This window comes from Acidimicrobiales bacterium, from assembly GCA_035316325.1.
In the GTDB taxonomy this organism is placed as follows: domain Bacteria; phylum Actinomycetota; class Acidimicrobiia; order Acidimicrobiales; family VFJN01; genus DASXTK01.
This window is the reverse complement of sequence record DATHJB010000058.1, coordinates 1-16781: the sequence shown is the minus strand read 5'-3', so window position 1 is coordinate 16781 and position 16781 is coordinate 1. Positions and strand designations below refer to the sequence as shown.

16 protein-coding genes and 3 tRNA genes are annotated in these 16781 nt (G+C 70.0%); 15 read left to right on the top strand and 4 right to left on the bottom strand.

The genetic code is table 11. From position 1 onward, the window contains the following. Nucleotides 1-10 precede the first annotated feature (10 nt). The 7 genes from VK611_07915 (at nucleotide 11) to VK611_07885 (ending at nucleotide 8019) form a co-directional block, all read left to right on the top strand. Complete coding sequence (locus VK611_07915; GenBank protein HMG41239.1) at nucleotides 11-565, top strand: NADH-quinone oxidoreductase subunit I; 555 nt, start codon at nucleotides 11-13, stop codon at nucleotides 563-565. A 97-nt stretch (nucleotides 566-662) separates the two neighbouring features. After that, the gene (locus VK611_07910; protein ID HMG41238.1) at nucleotides 663-1220 is read left to right on the top strand and encodes an NADH-quinone oxidoreductase subunit J; all 558 of its coding nucleotides are present in this window, start codon (nucleotides 663-665) and stop codon (nucleotides 1218-1220) included. Continuing rightward, nucleotides 1220-1564, top strand: a complete 345-nt coding sequence (nuoK, locus tag VK611_07905; protein ID HMG41237.1) for an NADH-quinone oxidoreductase subunit NuoK — start codon at nucleotides 1220-1222, stop codon at nucleotides 1562-1564. Before VK611_07910 ends, nuoK begins: the two co-directional genes overlap by 1 nt. A 10-nt stretch (nucleotides 1565-1574) precedes the next feature. Further along, nucleotides 1575-3719: an NADH-quinone oxidoreductase subunit L gene (locus VK611_07900; GenBank protein ID HMG41236.1), complete on the top strand. Its 2145-nt coding sequence runs from the start codon at nucleotides 1575-1577 to the stop codon at nucleotides 3717-3719. Nucleotides 3720-3743: 24 nt separating this feature from the next. Further along, nucleotides 3744-5315 (top strand): NADH-quinone oxidoreductase subunit M, encoded by a 1572-nt coding sequence (locus tag VK611_07895; GenBank protein ID HMG41235.1) that lies wholly within the window; start codon nucleotides 3744-3746, stop codon nucleotides 5313-5315. Between the two features lie 65 nt (nucleotides 5316-5380). Beyond that, nucleotides 5381-6880: an NADH-quinone oxidoreductase subunit N gene (locus tag VK611_07890; GenBank protein ID HMG41234.1), complete on the top strand. Its 1500-nt coding sequence runs from the start codon at nucleotides 5381-5383 to the stop codon at nucleotides 6878-6880. Next, nucleotides 6877-8019, top strand: a complete 1143-nt coding sequence (locus tag VK611_07885) for an SAM-dependent methyltransferase (GenBank protein ID HMG41233.1) — start codon at nucleotides 6877-6879, stop codon at nucleotides 8017-8019. Before VK611_07890 ends, VK611_07885 begins: the two co-directional genes overlap by 4 nt. On the opposite strand, the gene VK611_07880 is transcribed toward VK611_07885, so the two are convergent. Further along, nucleotides 8008-8556: a TetR/AcrR family transcriptional regulator C-terminal domain-containing protein gene (locus tag VK611_07880; GenBank protein ID HMG41232.1), complete on the bottom strand. Its 549-nt coding sequence runs from the start codon at nucleotides 8554-8556 to the stop codon at nucleotides 8008-8010. The genes VK611_07885 and VK611_07880 overlap by 12 nt on opposite strands. A gap of 120 nt (nucleotides 8557-8676) precedes the next feature. On the opposite strand from VK611_07880, the gene acs reads away from it, so the two are divergent. The 3 genes from acs to VK611_07865 all read left to right on the top strand — a co-directional run bounded on the left by acs (nucleotide 8677) and on the right by VK611_07865 (nucleotide 12188). Continuing rightward, nucleotides 8677-10674, top strand: coding sequence for an acetate--CoA ligase (gene acs / locus VK611_07875; protein HMG41231.1), 1998 nt, complete (start codon nucleotides 8677-8679; stop codon nucleotides 10672-10674). A 72-nt stretch (nucleotides 10675-10746) separates the two neighbouring features. Further along, entirely contained in the window at nucleotides 10747-11277 is a 531-nt protein-coding gene (locus VK611_07870) for a GNAT family N-acetyltransferase (GenBank protein HMG41230.1), read from the top strand. Between the two features lie 38 nt (nucleotides 11278-11315). Continuing rightward, on the top strand, nucleotides 11316-12188 hold the full coding sequence (locus tag VK611_07865) for a zinc metalloprotease HtpX (protein ID HMG41229.1): 873 nt from the start codon (nucleotides 11316-11318) through the stop codon (nucleotides 12186-12188). Here the strand turns inward: VK611_07865 and VK611_07860 are convergent, their stop codons facing one another. Then, the gene (locus tag VK611_07860) at nucleotides 12189-12677 is read right to left on the bottom strand and encodes a YajQ family cyclic di-GMP-binding protein (protein ID HMG41228.1); all 489 of its coding nucleotides are present in this window, start codon (nucleotides 12675-12677) and stop codon (nucleotides 12189-12191) included. It abuts the gene before it with no gap. 68 nt (nucleotides 12678-12745) lie between these two features. Between VK611_07860 and VK611_07855 the strand changes: the two genes are divergently transcribed. Together VK611_07855 and VK611_07850 are read left to right on the top strand one after the other, a co-directional pair. Further along, nucleotides 12746-12827, top strand: a tRNA-Tyr gene (locus tag VK611_07855). Nucleotides 12828-12872: 45 nt separating this feature from the next. Beyond that, nucleotides 12873-14660, top strand: coding sequence for a hypothetical protein (locus tag VK611_07850; protein ID HMG41227.1), 1788 nt, complete (start codon nucleotides 12873-12875; stop codon nucleotides 14658-14660). Here VK611_07850 and VK611_07845 read toward each other — a convergent pair. Beyond that, complete coding sequence (locus VK611_07845; GenBank protein HMG41226.1) at nucleotides 14657-15172, bottom strand: GNAT family N-acetyltransferase; 516 nt, start codon at nucleotides 15170-15172, stop codon at nucleotides 14657-14659. The two genes, VK611_07850 and VK611_07845, sit on opposite strands and share 4 nt — an antisense overlap. Then, nucleotides 15169-16035, bottom strand: a complete 867-nt coding sequence (locus VK611_07840; protein HMG41225.1) for a hypothetical protein — start codon at nucleotides 16033-16035, stop codon at nucleotides 15169-15171. The genes VK611_07845 and VK611_07840 overlap by 4 nt, the downstream gene beginning before the upstream one ends. A 228-nt stretch (nucleotides 16036-16263) precedes the next feature. Between VK611_07840 and VK611_07835 the strand changes: the two genes are divergently transcribed. The 3 genes from VK611_07835 to VK611_07825 all read left to right on the top strand — a co-directional run. After that, nucleotides 16264-16336: transfer RNA gene (locus VK611_07835), tRNA-Thr, on the top strand. Between the two features lie 41 nt (nucleotides 16337-16377). Continuing rightward, nucleotides 16378-16451 (top strand) — tRNA-Met (locus VK611_07830). 49 nt (nucleotides 16452-16500) lie between these two features. Beyond that, on the top strand, nucleotides 16501-16781 hold a 281-nt coding region (locus tag VK611_07825), incomplete at its 3' end, for a GTP-binding protein (GenBank protein HMG41224.1).

Here is a 16781-nt window from a genome sequence, read left to right as displayed (position 1 = left end):
TCGTGCACTGATGGGCAAGGTTCCTGCTCCCAAGGTTCCCGGGCTGGTGAAGGGCCTGGGCGTCACCCTCAAGACGATGGTGAAGACCACGTTCCCGGCGCGCGGCCTGAAGACGCTGATCCCCGCCCCGTCGAAGGGCGCGGTCACCGTCCAGTACCCCCATGAGAAGGAGACGCCGGCCAACCGGTCCCGCGGCGTCATCGCCCTCAAGGAGGAGAACTGCACCGTCTGCATGCTGTGCGCGCGCAGCTGCCCCGACTGGTGCATCTACATCGAGGGCCACAAGGACACCGCCCCGCCGCGTCGACCCGGGGGCAAGCCCCGCACGGTCAGCAAGCTCGACCGCTTCGACATCGACTACGCGCTCTGCATGTACTGCGGCATCTGCGTCGAGGTGTGCCCGTTCGACGCCATGTTCTGGAGCCCCGAGTACGAGTACTCCGAGCTGCGCCTGGCCGACCTGCTCCACGACAAGGAACGCCTCGGCGAGTGGATGCAGGCCGTGCCCGACTTCGAGGCCTACGAGTCCGGCTCCGACCAGAAGCCCCGGAAAGTGCCGCGATGAGCGAGCATCCGTCTGCAGCGAGGCCCCCCGAGCGAAGCCCGGCGCAGAGCGAGCGTGGCCCGAGCGGCCCGGCGCGAAGCACCAGGAGCGGGAAGCGATGAGCGCCCCGGCCCTCGTGGCGAGCACCCCGGTCGCCCAGAGCATCTTCTTCTACCTGATGGCCGCGGTGATCATCGGCGCGGCGATCGCGGTGGTGACCACCAAGAACGTGGTGCGGGCGGCGCTCTACCTGATCACGGTGTTCGCCAGCATCGTCGGCATCTACCTGCTGCTGGCCGCCGAGTTCGTGGCGGTCACCCAGATCCTCGTCTACATCGGGGCGATCATGGTGCTGATGCTGTTCGGCATCATGCTCACCCGGGCGCGGATCGGCCGCGAGGTCGACCTCACCAACGACAACTGGTGGGTGGGCCTGGCCACGGCGGTCCTGCTGGTCGGGGTGATGGGCTACGCCCTGATCGACTACTGGGGTGACGAGCAGCTGCCCGACGACATCCGGATCGAGAACGTCGTCGACGCCACGGGCCCCAGCAACACGTCGACGCTGAGCGATTCCATCTTCACGACCTACCTGATCCCGTTCGAGGTGGTGTCGGTGCTGCTCACCGCCGCGCTGGTCGGCGCCATCGTCCTGGCACGGAAGGACCGCGGCTGATGCTCGCCCAACAGGTCCAGGAGGCCGCGGCCGGCAACGACGGCCTGATGCTCAACCAGTTCCTGCTGCTGGGCGCGGCGCTGTTCTGCATCGGGGTCTACGGGGTGCTGTCCCGCCGCAACGCGGTGATGGTGCTGATGTCGATCGAGCTGATCCTGAACGCCGTCAACATCAACCTGCTGGCCTTCGGCGCCCGCTTCGGCGACATCACCGGCTCCGTGTTCGCCCTCTTCGTGATCGCCGTCGCCGCCGCCGAGGTCGGGGTGGGCCTGGCGATCGTCCTGATCATCTACCGCAACCGCCACAGCGTCGACCTCAACGACGTCGACGCCATGAAGGGCTGAGGGACCGATCGTGCTCGACAACGCCTGGATCATCCCGCTCATCCCCGCGGCCTCGTTCTTCCTGATCCTGTTCTTCGGCAAGCGGATGCCCCGCAAGGGCAGCGAGATCGGCATCGCCGCGGTCGGCATCGCCTTCGTGCTGGCCCTGGTCACCAACTTCCAGTGGTTCGACCACGTCGCCGACGCCGAGCACGAGTCCGAGCAGCACTCCGAGGAAGTGGTCGAGGAGGAGCACGCCCTCGCCACCGGTGAGTCCGCGGCCCCCGTCGCCCTCGCCGCCGAAGAGGAGGAGGCCGGGCACCACTTCGAGGTCCCGCCAGTGACCGAAGAGGTCACCTGGTTCCAGAACGGCGGCGTCGACATCAAGGTCGGGATGCTGCTCGACGGCCCCGCGGTGATGATGCTGTTCGTGGTGACGCTGGTGTCGCTGCTGGTGCACGTCTACTCCACCGACTACGTCGCCGGCGACCGCCGCTACACCCACTTCTTCGCCTTCCTCTCCCTGTTCACGGCGTCGATGCTCGGCCTGATCATGGCCAAGAGCACCCTCCAGCTGATCGTCTGCTGGGAGCTGGTCGGCGTCTGCTCCTTCGCGCTGATCGGCCACTGGTGGGAGGAGAAGCCCAACAGCGACGCCGCCCTGAAGGCGTTCATCACCAACCGCGTCGGCGACGTCGGCCTGCTGTGCGGCGTGATCACCCTCTTCTTCGCCGCCGGGAACACGTTCGACATCGAGGAGATCAACGCCCGGGCGCTCGACGGCAGCATCACCCACCTCGCCCTGCTCGTGGCGAGCCTGAGCCTGCTCGCGGCGGTGATGTCGAAGTCGGGCCAGTTCATCCTGCACACCTGGCTGCCCGACGCCATGGCCGGCCCGACGCCCGTCTCGGCGCTGATCCACGCGGCGACGATGGTGGTCGCCGGCATCTACATGGTCGGCCGCCTCTACGGGGTGTTCTTCGAGGGGCTCCAGATCGGCGTCTCCAGCGTGAACGCCCTGGCCGTCGTCGGCGGCATCACGGTGATCGGCGGCGCCCTCCTCGCCTTCGTCCAGAACGACATCAAGAAGGTGCTCGCCTACTCCACGGTCAGCCAGCTCGGCTACATGGTGATGGCGCTGGGCGTCGGCGCCTGGACCGCGGCGTTCTTCCACCTCTTCACCCACGCCTTCTTCAAGGCCTCCCTGTTCCTCGGCTCCGGCTCGGTGAGCCACGCCGTCCACAGCTTCGACATGAAGAAGGACATGGGCGGCCTCCGCAAGTGGATGCCGCACACCTACCGGACGTTCCTCGTGGCGACCGCCGCGCTGATCGGCATCTTCCCGCTGGCCGGCTTCTGGTCGAAGGACGAGATCCTCGCCGGCGCGGCCCAGCTCGGCGGCGAGGGGAACTACACGGCGTTCATGATCGTGGGCATCACCGGCGCCTTCATGACCGCCGCCTACATGACCCGCGTCGTCTACCTCACGTTCTTCGGCGAGTACCGCGGTCATGGCCACCCGCACGAGTCGGGGCCCCGGATCGTGGCGCCGCTCTACATCCTCTCCGGGCTCGCGGTGGTCGCCGGCTTCGCCAACCTCCCCGCGGCCCTGTCGCCCGACAGCGTCGAGCTGCGCTTCGAGCACTTCTACGAGCCCAAGGGTGCCTACTTCCCGAGCGTGCTCCCCGTGTTCGACGTCCCCGAGTTCAGCTGGGGCATCGCCATCCTCAGCTCGCTGATCGGCCTGATCGGCATCGGCCTGGCGTACCTGTGGTTCTGGAAGGGCGCCGGTCCCCACGGCATCACCCAGCGGTCGCGCCCCGCCCGCGCCGGCTTCACGCTGCTGGAGAACAAGTACTACTTCGACCGCCTCTACACCGACGGCATCGCCGGTGCCTTCAAGGGCCCGATCGCCCGGGCCGCCAACTGGGTCAACCAGAACGTGATCGACGGCATCGTCAACGGTGCCGGCCGCATCACCACCGTGGTCGGCCGTTTCGTCTACAACCGCATCGACCAGGGGATCGTCGACAACGTCGTCGACGGCTCCGGCTTCGCCGCAGAAGGCGGCGGCCAGCTCTTCCGACGCCTCACCTCCGGCAAGGTCCAGCAGTACGGCGCGCTCCTGTTCGGCGCCACCGCCCTGTTCGCCGGCGCCCTCATCCTCTTCATCTGACAGCAAGGCCAAAGGTTCCCGACGATGAACAACGAGTTCCTGACCGATTGGGGTCTGACCGGGATGGTGTTCCTGCCGTTGGCAGGCGCCCTGGTCATGCTGCTGATCCCCAAGGCCAACGAGGAGGCGCACAAGCTCGTCGCGCTGGGCGCCTCGCTCGGTGCCGCGGCCTTCGGCGTCGCCGTCTTCGCCGACTTCGACTACGACCAGACGTCCGTCATGCAGTTCGAGGTCCGCAAGGACTGGATCGACGTCATCAACTCCAAGTTCTTCCTCGGCATCGACGGCCTGTCGCTGCCGCTGGTGGCGCTGACCCTGCTGATCGTGCCGCTGTGCATCATCTACAGCTGGAACCACCTCCCCGAGCCGCGCAACGCCAAGGCGTTCTTCATGCTCATCCTGGTGCTCCACACCGGGATGCTCGGCACGTTCGTGGCGCAGGACCTCATCCTGTTCTTCGTCTTCTTCGAGGTCGTGCTGCTGCCGATGTACTTCCTGATCGGCGTGTGGGGCGGTGAGCAGCGCCAGTACGCGTCGCTCAAGTTCTTCCTCTACACGCTGTTCGGCTCGGCGCTGATGATCGTCAGCTTCCTGGCGCTGTTCTTCCTCACCGGCGGCGAGACGTTCGCCATCCCCGAACTGGCTGCCCGCGTGGCCGATCCGGGCGCCTTCGGCATCGACCCGATCAGCCACACCACGATGCTGATCATCTTCGGCGGCATGTTCATGGGCTTCGGCATCAAGGTGCCGATGTTCCCATTCCACACCTGGCTGCCCGACGCCCACACGCAGGCGCCGACGGTCGGTTCGGTGATCCTGGCCGCGGTGCTGCTGAAGCTGGGCACCTACGGCTTCGTGCGGGTGGCGCTGCCGATCCTGCCCGAGGCCGCGGTGTCGTGGGCACCGTGGATCGGCGGGCTGGCGGTCGTCGGCATCATCTACGGCGCGCTCGCCTGCCTGGCGCAGACCGACATGAAACGGCTCATCGCCTTCTCGTCGGTGTCGCACATGGGCTTCACGATGCTGGGCATCGCCACCCTCACCGACTTCGGCCTGAACGCCGCGGTCATGGGGATGGTCGCCCACGGCCTCATCACCGGCATGCTCTTCTTCGCCGCCGGCTCGGTGAAGGACCGCTACCACACGCTGGAGATCAAGCGTCTGGGTGGTCTGCTGGTGCAGGCGCCGAAGCTGGGCTGGATCCTCGGCTTCACGGCGATGGCGTCGCTGGGCCTGCCGGGCCTGGCGGGGTTCTGGGGCGAGTTCCCGGCGATCCTGTCGGCCTACCAGCCGGCACCTGGCCTGAGCGACGAGCTGTTCCGGGTCTACATGGTGATCGCCGCCGTGGGCACGGTGTTCGCCGCCGGCTACCTGCTGTGGCTCTACCAGCGGACCGCGTTCGGCACGCCCTCCGCCGAGTTCGCCGACGAAGAGGTGCCCGACGTCTCGATCCCCGAGTGGATCGCCTGGACGCCGATGCTGGTGCTGATCCTCGCGATCGGCGTGTTCCCGAACCTGGTGTTCGGCGTGACCGACGACAACCTCAGCGCGCTGGCCGGCCGCTTCGTCGACCTGGCCGCCACCGCCACCCCTTAACCCGTCGTTCTGTCTTCGCTCACCCGGCCATGGCCGGCCCAGCGAAGACAGAAAGGATCTGAACGATGTTCGCAGCGCAAGAGTTCGTCAGCCCGACGCTCGACTGGCATGCCCTCGCGCCCGAGCTCGTGCTCACGGGCACGCTGGTCGTCGTCCTGCTGGCCGACCTCTTCCTGCCCGAGGGCCGCAAGGGGCTGGTGCCGTCGCTGGCCGGCCTGGGCCTGCTGGGCGCGGCCATCCCGGTGCTGACCCTGGCGGTCGACGGCATGGACCGCGAGATGTTCGGCGGCGCCTACGCGGTCGACAACTTCGCCCTCGTCCTCAAGGCCCTGTTCCTGGTGTCGGGCTACGTGGTGGTCCTGCTCTCCACCAACTACATCGCGGAGGGCGACTACGCCGAGGGCGAGTACTACTTCCTGCTGCTGTCGTCGATCCTCGGCATGACCGTGATCGCCTCGGCCCGCGACCTGATCACGATCTTCGTGGCGCTCGAGCTGCTGTCGATCCCCGCCTACCTGCTGGCCGGCTGGCGCAAGAACGACGTGAAGGGCAACGAGGCCGGCGCCAAGTACTACCTGATGGGCGTGTTCGCCACGGCGGTCCTGCTGTACGGCATGTCGCTGCTCTACGGGGTGACGGGCAGCACGAAGCTGGCCGACATCGGCGCCGCCCTGTCCGGCGGCGAGAGCCTGCCGGTCGTCACGCTGGCCATCGTGTTCTGCGTGGTCGGCTTCGGGTTCAAGGTGTCGGCGGTGCCGTTCCACACGTGGGCGCCCGACACCTACGAGGGCGCGCCCACGCCGATCACGGCGTTCCTGTCGGTGCTCTCCAAGGCCGCCGGTTTCGTGGCCCTGGCCGAGCTGGTGCTCATCGCTTTCGCCGGCCGCGGCGACGCCTTCCAGCCGTTCCTGTGGGTGCTCGCGGCGCTGACGATGACGATCGGCAACATGGTCGCCCTGCGCCAGACCAACGTCGTCCGCATGCTGGCCTACTCCGGTGTGGCGCAGGCCGGCTTCATCCTGGCGCCCCTGGCCGTGGCGGCGGACACCGACCTGTCGCTGGCCGCGATCGTCACCTACCTGGTGATCTACGCGGCCATGAACCTCGGCGCCTTCGCAGTGGTGATGGCGGTGGCCCGCAAGACCGGCAGCGGCGAGATCGCCAGCTTCGGCGGCCTGTTCGAGTACGCCCCGGGCCTGGCCGGGCTGATGGCGATCTTCCTGTTCGCGTTGGCGGGCATCCCGCCGTTGGGCGGGTTCTGGGCCAAGTTCGTCGCCTTCCGGGCGGTGGTCGACGCCGGCGGCAACTGGGCCTACGGCCTGGCCGTGGTGATGGCGGTCAACTCGGTGATCGCGCTGGGCTACTACGCCAACCTGGCCCGCCAGATGTTCATGGAGCCGGTCGCCGACGGTGACACCACGCCGGTCCGGGTTCCGGTGTCGATCGTCGCCGCCCTGGCCATCACGGCGGGGCTGACGCTCGCCTTCGGCGTCTCGCCCTGGGCGACCGACCTTGGCGACCTCGCCAACTTCGCGGTGCCTGCGGCCGCAGCCGTCGCTCCGTGACCCGGGACGCCGCCGACGTGGTCGCGGCGCGGATCGAGCGGTTGGGGCCGCGACCGCTGAGCGAGGTGCTCGACGTCGCCCTCTACGAGCCGGGCGCCGGGTTCTACGACCGCGGCGGCTCGGCCGGGCGACGGGAGGGCGACTTCCTCACCAGCCCGGAGGTCGGGCCGCTGTTCGGTGCCGTCGTCGCCCGGGCCCTCGACACCTGGTGGCGGGCCATGGGTGCGCCCGACCCCTTCCTGGTGGTCGAGGCCGGTGCGGGGCCGGGGACGCTGGCCCGGGCGGTCCTGCATGCCGAGCCCGACTGTGCCGTCGCCCTGCGCTACGTCCTGGTGGAGCGTTCGCCGTCCCAGCGCCGCCGCCACGCCGCCGTCGTCCCCCTCGAAGAGCCGTCGCTGGTGCTGCCCCCGGTCGACGCCGACACCGGTGAGCCGGTGCCCGAGGCGCCGCCGGGGCCACTGCTCACGTCGCTGGCCGAGCTGCCGCGGGTGCCGGGGACGTCGGCCGTGGTGCTCGCCAACGAGCTGCTCGACAACCTCCCCTTCGACCTGGCCGAGCGCCGGGAGGGCGCCTGGGACGAGGTCCGCGTCGGTCGTGCCGAGCACGGCTTCCAGGAGACCACCGTGCCGCTGGACGAGTCCCGTTCGCAGCTGCTCGACCGCCTCGCGCCCGATGCCCCCGACGGTGCCCGGGTGCCCCTCCAGGCCGCGGCCGGGGACTGGCTGCGCACGGCGCTGGCGACCGCCGGACCGAGCGGCCGGGTCGTCGTGGTCGACTACGCCGCCACCACCGAGGAGCTGGCCAAGCGCCCCCAGGACGAGTGGCTGCGCACCTACCGCGCCCACGCCCCGGGCGGCGCCTACCTCGATGCGCTCGGCAACCAGGACGTCACCTGCGAGATCGCCGTCGACCAGCTCGCCACCGTCCGCCCCCCGACCTCGGACACCGCCCAGCACGAGTGGCTCCGCCACCACGGGATCGACGATCTCGTTGCCGAGGGCAAGCGCCTGTGGACCGAACGGGCCCACGTCGCCGATCTCGCCGCCGTCGCCGCCCGCAGCCGCATCAGCGAAGCCGAGGCCCTCCTCGACCCCACCGGCCTCGGCGCCTTCCGCGTCCTCGAGTGGTCACACCATTGAGTCGATCAGGCCGCTGACGCCGGCCACGATCACGTCGAGCCCCACCTCGAACTCGGCATCGTGGCCTGGTCCGCCCACCCCTCCCACCTGGTTGGCGACGTGGGACACCGCGAAGCCGAGCACCAGCGTGAGCGCCTGTTGGGCACTCACGGGGTCGAGCCCTGCGTCGCGCAGCTCGGCCAGCGCGGATTCCACCACCTGGAGGCCGCGCGCCCCGCAGACGGGACGAGCCGCCACCAGGCCGACGACGTGCGGGTGGCGCAGCAGCACATGGCGGACCTGCCGGGCGATCGCCCGCAGCCCCTCCTCCCAGGTGCCGGTGACGACCGGGGCGACCTCCTCGTAGACCCGCGCCAGCACGCCGTCGAGCAGGTCCTGCTTGTTGGCGACGTAGCCGTACAGCGACATCGCCTCCACGCCGAGCTCCTTGCCCAGCCGGCGCATGGTGAGCGCCTCGACGCCCTCCCGATCGACCAGCCCGAGGCCCGCCTGGAGCACCCGTTCACGCGTGAGACCGACACCCGTCCGCCGAGACATGTCCCTCACCCTGCCACGCCTGGTACCGGCGCATCCACCGTCCGCGGCCATTCATTTCTGCGCAAGACGAACGCCACTAGTCTCGGCCGTTGCCCGCAAGACACGGAACGGGGGAGCGGAATGAGCGACCAGAAGCCCAGCGCGAGTGGTCCGGCGATCGAGGACTTCCTGGTCGAGGACCGCACCTTCCCTCCGTCGGCGACCTTCAAGAAGGACGCGCTGGTTGTCGACGCGGAGATCTACGACGAGGCCGAGCAGGACTGGCAGGGCTTCTGGGCCCAGCAGGCCGCCAACCTCCTGTCGTGGGACCAGGACTGGCACACGATCCTCGAGTGGGACCTGCCGTTCGCCAAGTGGTTCGTCGGCGGCAAGCTCAACGTGTCGTTCAACGCGCTCGACCGCCACGTCGCTGCCGGCCGGGGCGACAAGGTCGCCTACCACTGGGAGGGCGAGCCGGGCGACACCCGCACCATCACCTACGCCGAGCTGCTGGCCGAGGTGCAGCGCTTCGCCAACGTGCTCAAGGGCCTGGGCGTCGAGCGCGGCGACCGGGTGGCGATCTACATGCCGATGGTGCCGGAGCTGCCGGTGGCGATGCTCGCCTGCGCCCGCATCGGTGCGGCCCACTCGGTGGTGTTCGGCGGCTTCTCGGCCGACGCGCTGTCCGACCGCATCAACGACGCCGAGTGCAAGGTGCTGGTCACCGCCGACGGTGGCTTCCGCCGGGGCGCGCCCCACCTGCTGAAGCCGATCGCCGACGCGGCGCTGGCGTCGACGCCGTCGATCACCCACTCGGTGGTGGTGCAGCGAGTGACGGGCCATCCCGACGCCGGCGACGTGAGCGTCGAGCTGGTGGAGGGCCGCGACCACTGGTACCACGAGCTGCTGGCCGAGGCCGACGCCGAGTGCCCGCCCGAGTCGATGGACAGCGAGGACCTGCTGTACCTGCTGTACACCTCGGGCACCACGGCCAAGCCCAAGGGCATCATGCACACCACCGGCGGCTACCTCACCCAGGTCGCCTTCACCCACAAGTACGTCTTCGACCTGCAGCCCGACACCGACGTCTACTGGTGCGCCGCCGACATCGGCTGGGTCACCGGCCACAGCTACATCGTCTACGGCCCGCTCACCAACGGCGCCACCAGCGTCATCTACGAGGGCACGCCCGACACGCCGGGCCGCGACCGCCTGTGGGACATCGCCGAGCGCTACGGCGTCACCATCCTCTACACGGCCCCCACGGCGATCCGCACCTTCATGAAGTGGGGCACGCAGGAGCCCGAGAGCCACGACCTGTCGAAGCTGCGCCTGCTCGGCTCGGTGGGGGAGCCGATCAACCCCGAGGCGTGGATCTGGTACCACAAGTACATCGGCGGCGGCCGCTGCCCGATCGTCGACACCTGGTGGCAGACCGAGACCGGCGCCATCATGATCAGCCCGCTGCCGGGGGCGACCACGCTCAAGCCGGGGTCGGCCACGTTCCCGCTGCCGGGCATCGCCGCCGAGGTGGTCGACGAGGCGGGCACGAAGGTCGAGCGGGGCGGCGGCTACCTCACGCTCACCCGCCCGTGGCCGTCGATGCTGCGGGGCATCTGGGGCGACCCGGAGCGCTACCAGGAGACCTACTGGGCCCGCTACGGCGACCGCTACTTCGCCGGCGACGGCTGCAAAGTCGACGCCGACGGCTACCTGTGGATGCTGGGCCGCGTCGACGACGTGATGAACGTGTCGGGCCACCGGATCTCGACCACCGAGGTGGAGTCGGCGCTGGTCGATCACCCGAGCGTCGCGGAGGCCGCCGTGGTGGGGGCCAACGACGCCGTCACCGGCCAGGCCATCATGAGCTACGTGATCGTGCGCGGCGGTATCGAGACCACCCCTGAGCTGGGCGAGGAGCTGCGCCAGCACGTCGCCAAGAAGATCGGGCCCACGGCCAAGCCGAAGACGGTGATCTTCACCGACGAGCTGCCCAAGACCCGCTCGGGCAAGATCATGCGCCGCCTGCTCCGCGATGTCGCCGAGGGCCGCGCCCTGGGCGACACCACCACCCTGGCCGACGCGACCGTGGTCGAGGAGATCCGCAAGCGCGCCGAGGAGCAGCCCACCGAGGAGTAGCGGGTCCCGTCGCGAGGGACGTACGCGATTGGGGCTGGGATAGGTAGCCCGGGCGAGGCAGTATGTGCTGCGGTGACGGAGCGTGAGCGAAGCGTCCGGGTACGACCGGCGGACGAGGACGACGTGGATCAGCTCGCGGCGGTCGAGCTGCACACGGCGCTGACGGCCTACGCGCCCATCTTCCCGCCCGACGCGCCCACCCCGACCCACGACGAGTTCGTCGAGCGGTGGCGGGCCCGGCTCACCCGCGAGCCGGTCGGCTCCGCGGTGTTCGGCGCGTTCGACGGCGACACGCTGGTGGGCCTGGTGATGGGCGACCCCGCACCGGAGCTCGACCCCGATCCCGAGCACCACGGTCACCTGCGGGCGCTGTACGTCCGCCCGGACCACTGGGGCCAGGGCATCGGCCGGCGGCTCCACGACACCGCGGTGGAGTACCTCCGGATCGCCCGACCGCAGCTGCAACCGCTCACCCTGTGGGTCATGGAGCGCAACACCCGGGCCCGGGCCAGCTACGAGCGGTGGGGTTGGGAGGTGACCGAGGATCGCCAGGAGATCTGGCCGGGAATCGACGAGCTGCGCTACGAACGCATGCTCAGGTAGCTGGGAGCGCTCCTTCACGAGCCTCGCCCCCCGGTACGATGCGGGGCGTGAAGAACGGACTCAAGACCGCTGTCCTCCTCGCCGGCCTCGGCGGTCTGCTCATGCTCATCGGCGCAGCGTTCGCCGGGACGACCGGCATCATCATCGGCGCCGCCATCGGTTTCGCGATCGTCGGCTTCTCCTACTGGAAGAGCGACCAGCTGGCCATCAAGGCCGCCCATGCCGTCCCCGTCACCGAGCAGCAGATGCCCGAGTACTACGCCATCATGCGCAAGCTCACGGCGAAGGCGAACATGCCGATGCCGAAGCTCTACGTGGCGCCGAGCGACCAGCCCAACGCCTTCGCGACGGGCCGCAACCCCGAGCACGCCGCCGTCGCCGTGACCCAGGGCATCCTCGGCATCCTCACCTGGGACGAGCTGGAAGGCGTGCTGGCCCACGAGATCAGCCACGTCGGCAACCGCGACATCCTCATCGGCTCGGTCGCCGCGGCGATCGCGCTGGGCATCACGATGGTGGCCAACATCCTGCAGTTCACGGCCATCTTCGGCGGTGGCCGCGACGACGACGGCCCGAACCCGATCGCGCTGATCGCCATGGCGATCCTGGCGCCGCTGGCGGCCGGGATGCTGCAGATGGCGCTCAGCCGGGGCCGCGAGTTCGAGGCCGACCGCACCGGTGCCCGCCTCATCGGCGACGGTGAGCCCCTCGCCCGGGCGCTCGAGAAGCTCGAGGTCGGCTCCCAGCGGATCCCCATGCAGATCGACCCGGCGCATGCCCAGGCCTACATCGTCAACCCGCTGGCCGGCGTGAAGAACATGAGCTTCAAGAACCTCTGGCGCAGCCACCCGCCCACCGAGGAGCGGGTCCGCCGCCTTCGCAGCGGCGAGTGGGAGCAGGCCTGGAGCTAGCTAGTCGCGGAAGTTGGTGAACTGGAGGGGGATGCCGAAGTCCTCCTCCTTCATCGCCGCGATGGCGGCCTGGAGGTCGTCGCGCTTCTTGCCGGTGACCCGCAGCTGCTCGCCCTGCACCTGCGACTGCACGCCCTTGAGCTTGAGCTCCTTGATGAACTTGTTGAGGGTCGTGGCCTTGTCCCGGGAGATGCCGGCCACCAGCTTCACCAGCTGACGGGCGGTGGCGCCGGAGGCCTCCTCCACCTTCTGGTAGTCGAGCGCCTTGAGCGAGACCTTGCGCTTGACGAGCTTCTCCTCCAGGACCTGGCGCAGGGCGTTGAGCCGGTCCTCGCTCACGCTGTGGAGGGTGATGGCATCCTCGCTCAGCTCGACCGTGCTGTTCGTGCCCTTGAAGTCGTAGCGCGTGCCCACCTCGCGGGCGGCCTGGTCGACCGCGTTGCGCACCTCTTGCTGGTCGATCTCGGAGACGACGTCGAAGCTCGGCATGGCCCTCGACCATACCGGGATCGGTTGGCGGGGCCCGCGCCACGACGGACTAGGTTGTCTCCCTCGTTGGGTCGGTGCCCGAGCGGCCAAAGGGAGCAGACTGTAAATCTGCCGGCACAGCCTTCGGAGGTTCGAATCCTCCCCGGCCCACAAAAAACTCAAGCCAAAGGCGGGCCCGCGTAGACAAGGACCCCCTTGGCCAGATCGTTGAACCCTTCGGCGCGGGTGGTGCAGTGGGGCGTGGTCCTGCTGCCGGTGGTGATGTTGCTGGTGCTGGGCTGGCAGCGGCGCTGGATGTCCGACGACGGCTTCATCCACCTCCGGGTGGTCGACCAGTTGCTGGCGGGCAACGGCCCGGTGTTCAACCCGGGGGAGCGGGTGGAGGCGAGTACAAGCCCCCTGTGGGTGGGCCTGCTCGCCGTCGCCGCGGTCGTCCCTGGCATCGCGCTGCCGTGGAAGGCGGTGCTGCTGGGCATCGCCCTGTCGGCCGCCGGGCTCCTGGCCGCGCAGCGGGCGGGCGTCCTCCTGGCGACGCGGGGCCGTAGCGGCGTCACCGGCGTGGTCGTCCCCGTCGGCGCCTTCGCGGTGGCCGCCCTGCCGCCGTTCTGGGACTTCGCCTCGTCCGGCCTGGAGACCGGCCTCGTGTTCGCCTGGCTCGGCGCGGCCACCTGGTGGGGCACGTACCGCTGCACCACCGAGCGCCCGCCCGACCGCCGGGCCGAGGTCGCCGGCGCCGCGCTGGTGGGCCTGGGCTGGCTGATCCGCCCCGACCTGGCGATCTTCAGCGTCGCCTTCGCCACCCTGGTGGTCCTGTCGGTGTGGCGGGACAGCGCCCGGCGCCGGCGCCTCGGCGTCGTCGGGGCCATCGTGGCGCTGCCCGTCGCCTACCAGGTGTTCCGCATGGGCTACTACGCCATGGTCGTGCCCAACACGGCCCTGGCCAAGGAGGCCGGCCGGCCGCAGTGGGCACAGGGCTGGACCTACCTGCGCGACCTGGTGGCCCCCTACGACCTGTGGCTGCCGGGCCTGCTGCTGATCGCCGTGCTGGTCCTGCTCGTCCACGGCGACGTGCGGCGCGGCGACCGGCCTGCCGTCGCCGCCCGCCTGGCGCCCGCGGCCGCGGCGATCGCCCACGGCCTCTACGTCCAGCGGGCCGGCGGCGACTTCATGCACGGCCGCCTGCTGCTGCCGTCGTTCTTCGGCCTGTGCGCCCCGCTGGCCGTGTGGGTGTCGACCGACGACCTGCGCGTCACCCTCACCGCCCGCCGCTACGCCTCCCGGGCGCTGCTGACGGCCGGCGCCACCGCGGTCGTGCTGGTGTGGGCGGTGGTCTGCACCGTCGGCCTGCGCCGCGGCCAGCCTCCGTTCGACGTGCTCGACGAGGCCCAGACGGCTCCCCGGGGCGCCCTGATCGTCGACGAGCGCGAGTTCTACGCCGAGCTCTGGCGCATGCCGCACCCGGTCCGCCCCGACACCCGCTTCGGCGCCGACCACCCGACCGCCGGCCTCGCACCCGGCGAGGCGGTGTTCACGCCGCCCGGCGCCGGCGGCGAGCGGGTGGCGCGGGCGCTGCGGCGGGGCTTCTCGGGGCGGACCGCCCACGCCAGCGTCGCGGTCGGCCTGCCGTCGTACGCCTGGGGCACCGAGGTGTACGTGCTCGACATGCTGAGCCTCGCCCAGCCGATCGGCAGCCACATCGGGGACACGGTGGGCCGCCGGCCGGGCCACCAGAAGCCGGTGCCGCTGGCCTGGCTCGTCGCCGACGTCACCGATGCGTCGACCTCCGAGTCCCGCGACGTGGCCGACGCCCGCCGGGCGCTCGGGTGCGGCGACCTGGGCCGCTACCTCCGCGACATCCGCGAGCCGCTCACCCCGAAGCGCTTCGCCGCCAACCTGGTGCACAGCTTCGGCAACACCCTGTTCCGGGTGGAGCGCGACGCCACGAAGGCCGCCGCCCGCCTCTGCGACCAGGACACGCCCTAGAGGAGCCGCTGCATGATCGTGACGTCGAGCCAGCGGCCGAACTTGCGGCCGACCTCGCGCTCGGTGCCCACCATCTCGAACCCGTGGGCCCGGTGGAGGGCCACCGACGCCTCGTGCCCGCCGACGATGCGGGCGAACACGGCGTGGAAGCCGTGCGACCGGGCGACCTCGAGCAGCTCGCCCAGCAGGAGGCCCCCGATGCCCTGGCCCTGGTGGTCGCGGTGGACGTACACCGAGTCCTCCACGCTGGTCTTGTACGCCGGGCGCTGCTTGTAGGGCGACAGCGAGGCGAACCCCACCACCGCCCCCGAGCCGTCCTCGGCCACGATCACGGCGTGGGCGCCGCTGCGGTCGGCCAGCCAGTGCCGCTGTTCCTCGAGGGACCGGGCCACCAGGTCGAACGTCACGACCGACGTCTCGACCTCGACGTTGTAGATGGCGCGGGTGGTCTCGGCGTCGTCCAGCGTCGCCGGCCGGGTGGAGAGACCCGACTCCGCGAGCTGCTCGCTCACCCCGCGGCGAGCGCCGGTTCGACCAGCGCCAGCTCGCCCGCCAGGGCTTCCAGACGGGCCCAGCTCGCGATGGCATCGTCGTTGGTGAGCAGCATCACCTGCAGGCTGCCGACGAGGCCCGGCAGCAGCTCCAGCAGCAGCGGCACGACCGCCGGGTCGAGATCGATGAACGGCTCGTCGAGCACCACCGGCGGCCGCGGTCCCTGCTCGTGGCTGGCTGCGGTGAGCTGGGAGACGATGGCCTGGGCGAGTGCCACGGCGTCGTCGTCGGAGAGGTTGGGCACGCTCGACGACAGCGACCGCAGCGCCGCGATGTGCTGGCGCAGCCGCGACGCCGCCTGGATCTCGGTGCGGCGCTCGGCGGCCCAGTGCACGTCGATGTCGCCGGTCAGCTCGACCCAGCGCTTGTGCCCCTCGCTCTGCGGACCTTGCGCCAGCGAGGCGTCGGCGGCGTCCCACAGGCCCACCTGGTCGATGGCCGAGAGGGTGCGCACCGCGTCGTTCCGCGACGCGCCGGTGGTCAGGTCGTCGGCCGAGATGCGGGTGATCGTGCTCTGCCCGTAGCTGGTGGCGAGCATGTCGATGTTCCCGTCGAAGCTGCGGAACTGGGCGGTGACGTCGGCGTTGCCGTCGACGTCGACGATCCGGCCCGTGCCCACGCCCGGCCGGATGACGACCAGCCGGCGACCGGAGTCGTCGCGGACCTCGGCGTGAACGCCCCGTTCGGTGCCGTGTAGTGCGCCGGCCAGCAGTTGAGCGAACGCCATGCGGGCGGCGGGTGGCATGCCACCGATCACCGTGAGACGGGGATGGAGGTCGATCGACTCCACCCCTTCTTCGGCTTCGATGATCAAACGATCCACCAGCACTACGGCACCATCGTTCCTTCGGTCAGACGCGGTGACGGTCCGCGAGGGCCCCAAGATCCTCGCACGACCCGAGCGGAGGCACCATAGCAACCGAGTCGTAATGTTTGGCCAGCCGACCAGCGGGTGGAAGGGGAGGGAGCCGTCGTGACCACCCGATTCCGGGTTGCTCGGAGGGTCCGCAGCGCAAGTAGGCTGTCACGCTCCGGGCCGGCAGTCCGCCCGGCCCCCTTAGCTCAGTCGGTAGAGCACAGCCATGGTAAGGCTGGTGTCGTCGGTTCGATTCCGACAGGGGGCTCGCAGGTGTCCGCGGCGTACGCCGCGGCACGTGCCGCGTCAGGCGGCGTAGCTCAGTTGGTTAGAGCACTCGGCTCATAATCGAGTTGTCGCCGGTTCGAGTCCGGCCGCCGCCACGTTCCAGATCGTTCCCTTCACCGAAGAGAGAGACAGCAGGAGAGCCCGATGGCCAAGCAGAAGTTCGAGCGGACCAAGCCGCATTTGAACGTGGGCACGATGGGTCACATCGATCACGGCAAGACCACGCTGACGGCCGCGATCACGAAGGTGTTGGGTGAGGCGAACCCGAACGTCCAGGTGATGGCGTTCGACGAGATCGACAAGGCCCCGGAGGAGAAGCAGCGGGGCATCACGATCAACATCTCGCATGTGGAGTACGAGACGCCGAACCGGCATTACGCGCACGTCGACATGCCGGGTCACGCCGACTACATCAAGAACATGAT

Coding starts and splice junctions, on each gene's coding strand:
- VK611_07895 (HMG41235.1), top strand. CDS start 3,744: ATGAACAACGAGTTCCTGACCGATTGGGGTCTGACCGGGATGGTGTTC.
- VK611_07865 (HMG41229.1), top strand. CDS start 11,316: ATGCGGGGCGTGAAGAACGGACTCAAGACCGCTGTCCTCCTCGCCGGC.
- VK611_07880 (HMG41232.1), bottom strand. CDS start 8,556: ATGTCTCGGCGGACGGGTGTCGGTCTCACGCGTGAACGGGTGCTCCAG.
- nuoK (HMG41237.1), top strand. CDS start 1,220: ATGCTCGCCCAACAGGTCCAGGAGGCCGCGGCCGGCAACGACGGCCTG.
- acs (HMG41231.1), top strand. CDS start 8,677: ATGAGCGACCAGAAGCCCAGCGCGAGTGGTCCGGCGATCGAGGACTTC.
- VK611_07890 (HMG41234.1), top strand. CDS start 5,381: ATGTTCGCAGCGCAAGAGTTCGTCAGCCCGACGCTCGACTGGCATGCC.
- VK611_07915 (HMG41239.1), top strand. CDS start 11: ATGGGCAAGGTTCCTGCTCCCAAGGTTCCCGGGCTGGTGAAGGGCCTG.
- VK611_07860 (HMG41228.1), bottom strand. CDS start 12,677: ATGCCGAGCTTCGACGTCGTCTCCGAGATCGACCAGCAAGAGGTGCGC.
- VK611_07910 (HMG41238.1), top strand. CDS start 663: ATGAGCGCCCCGGCCCTCGTGGCGAGCACCCCGGTCGCCCAGAGCATC.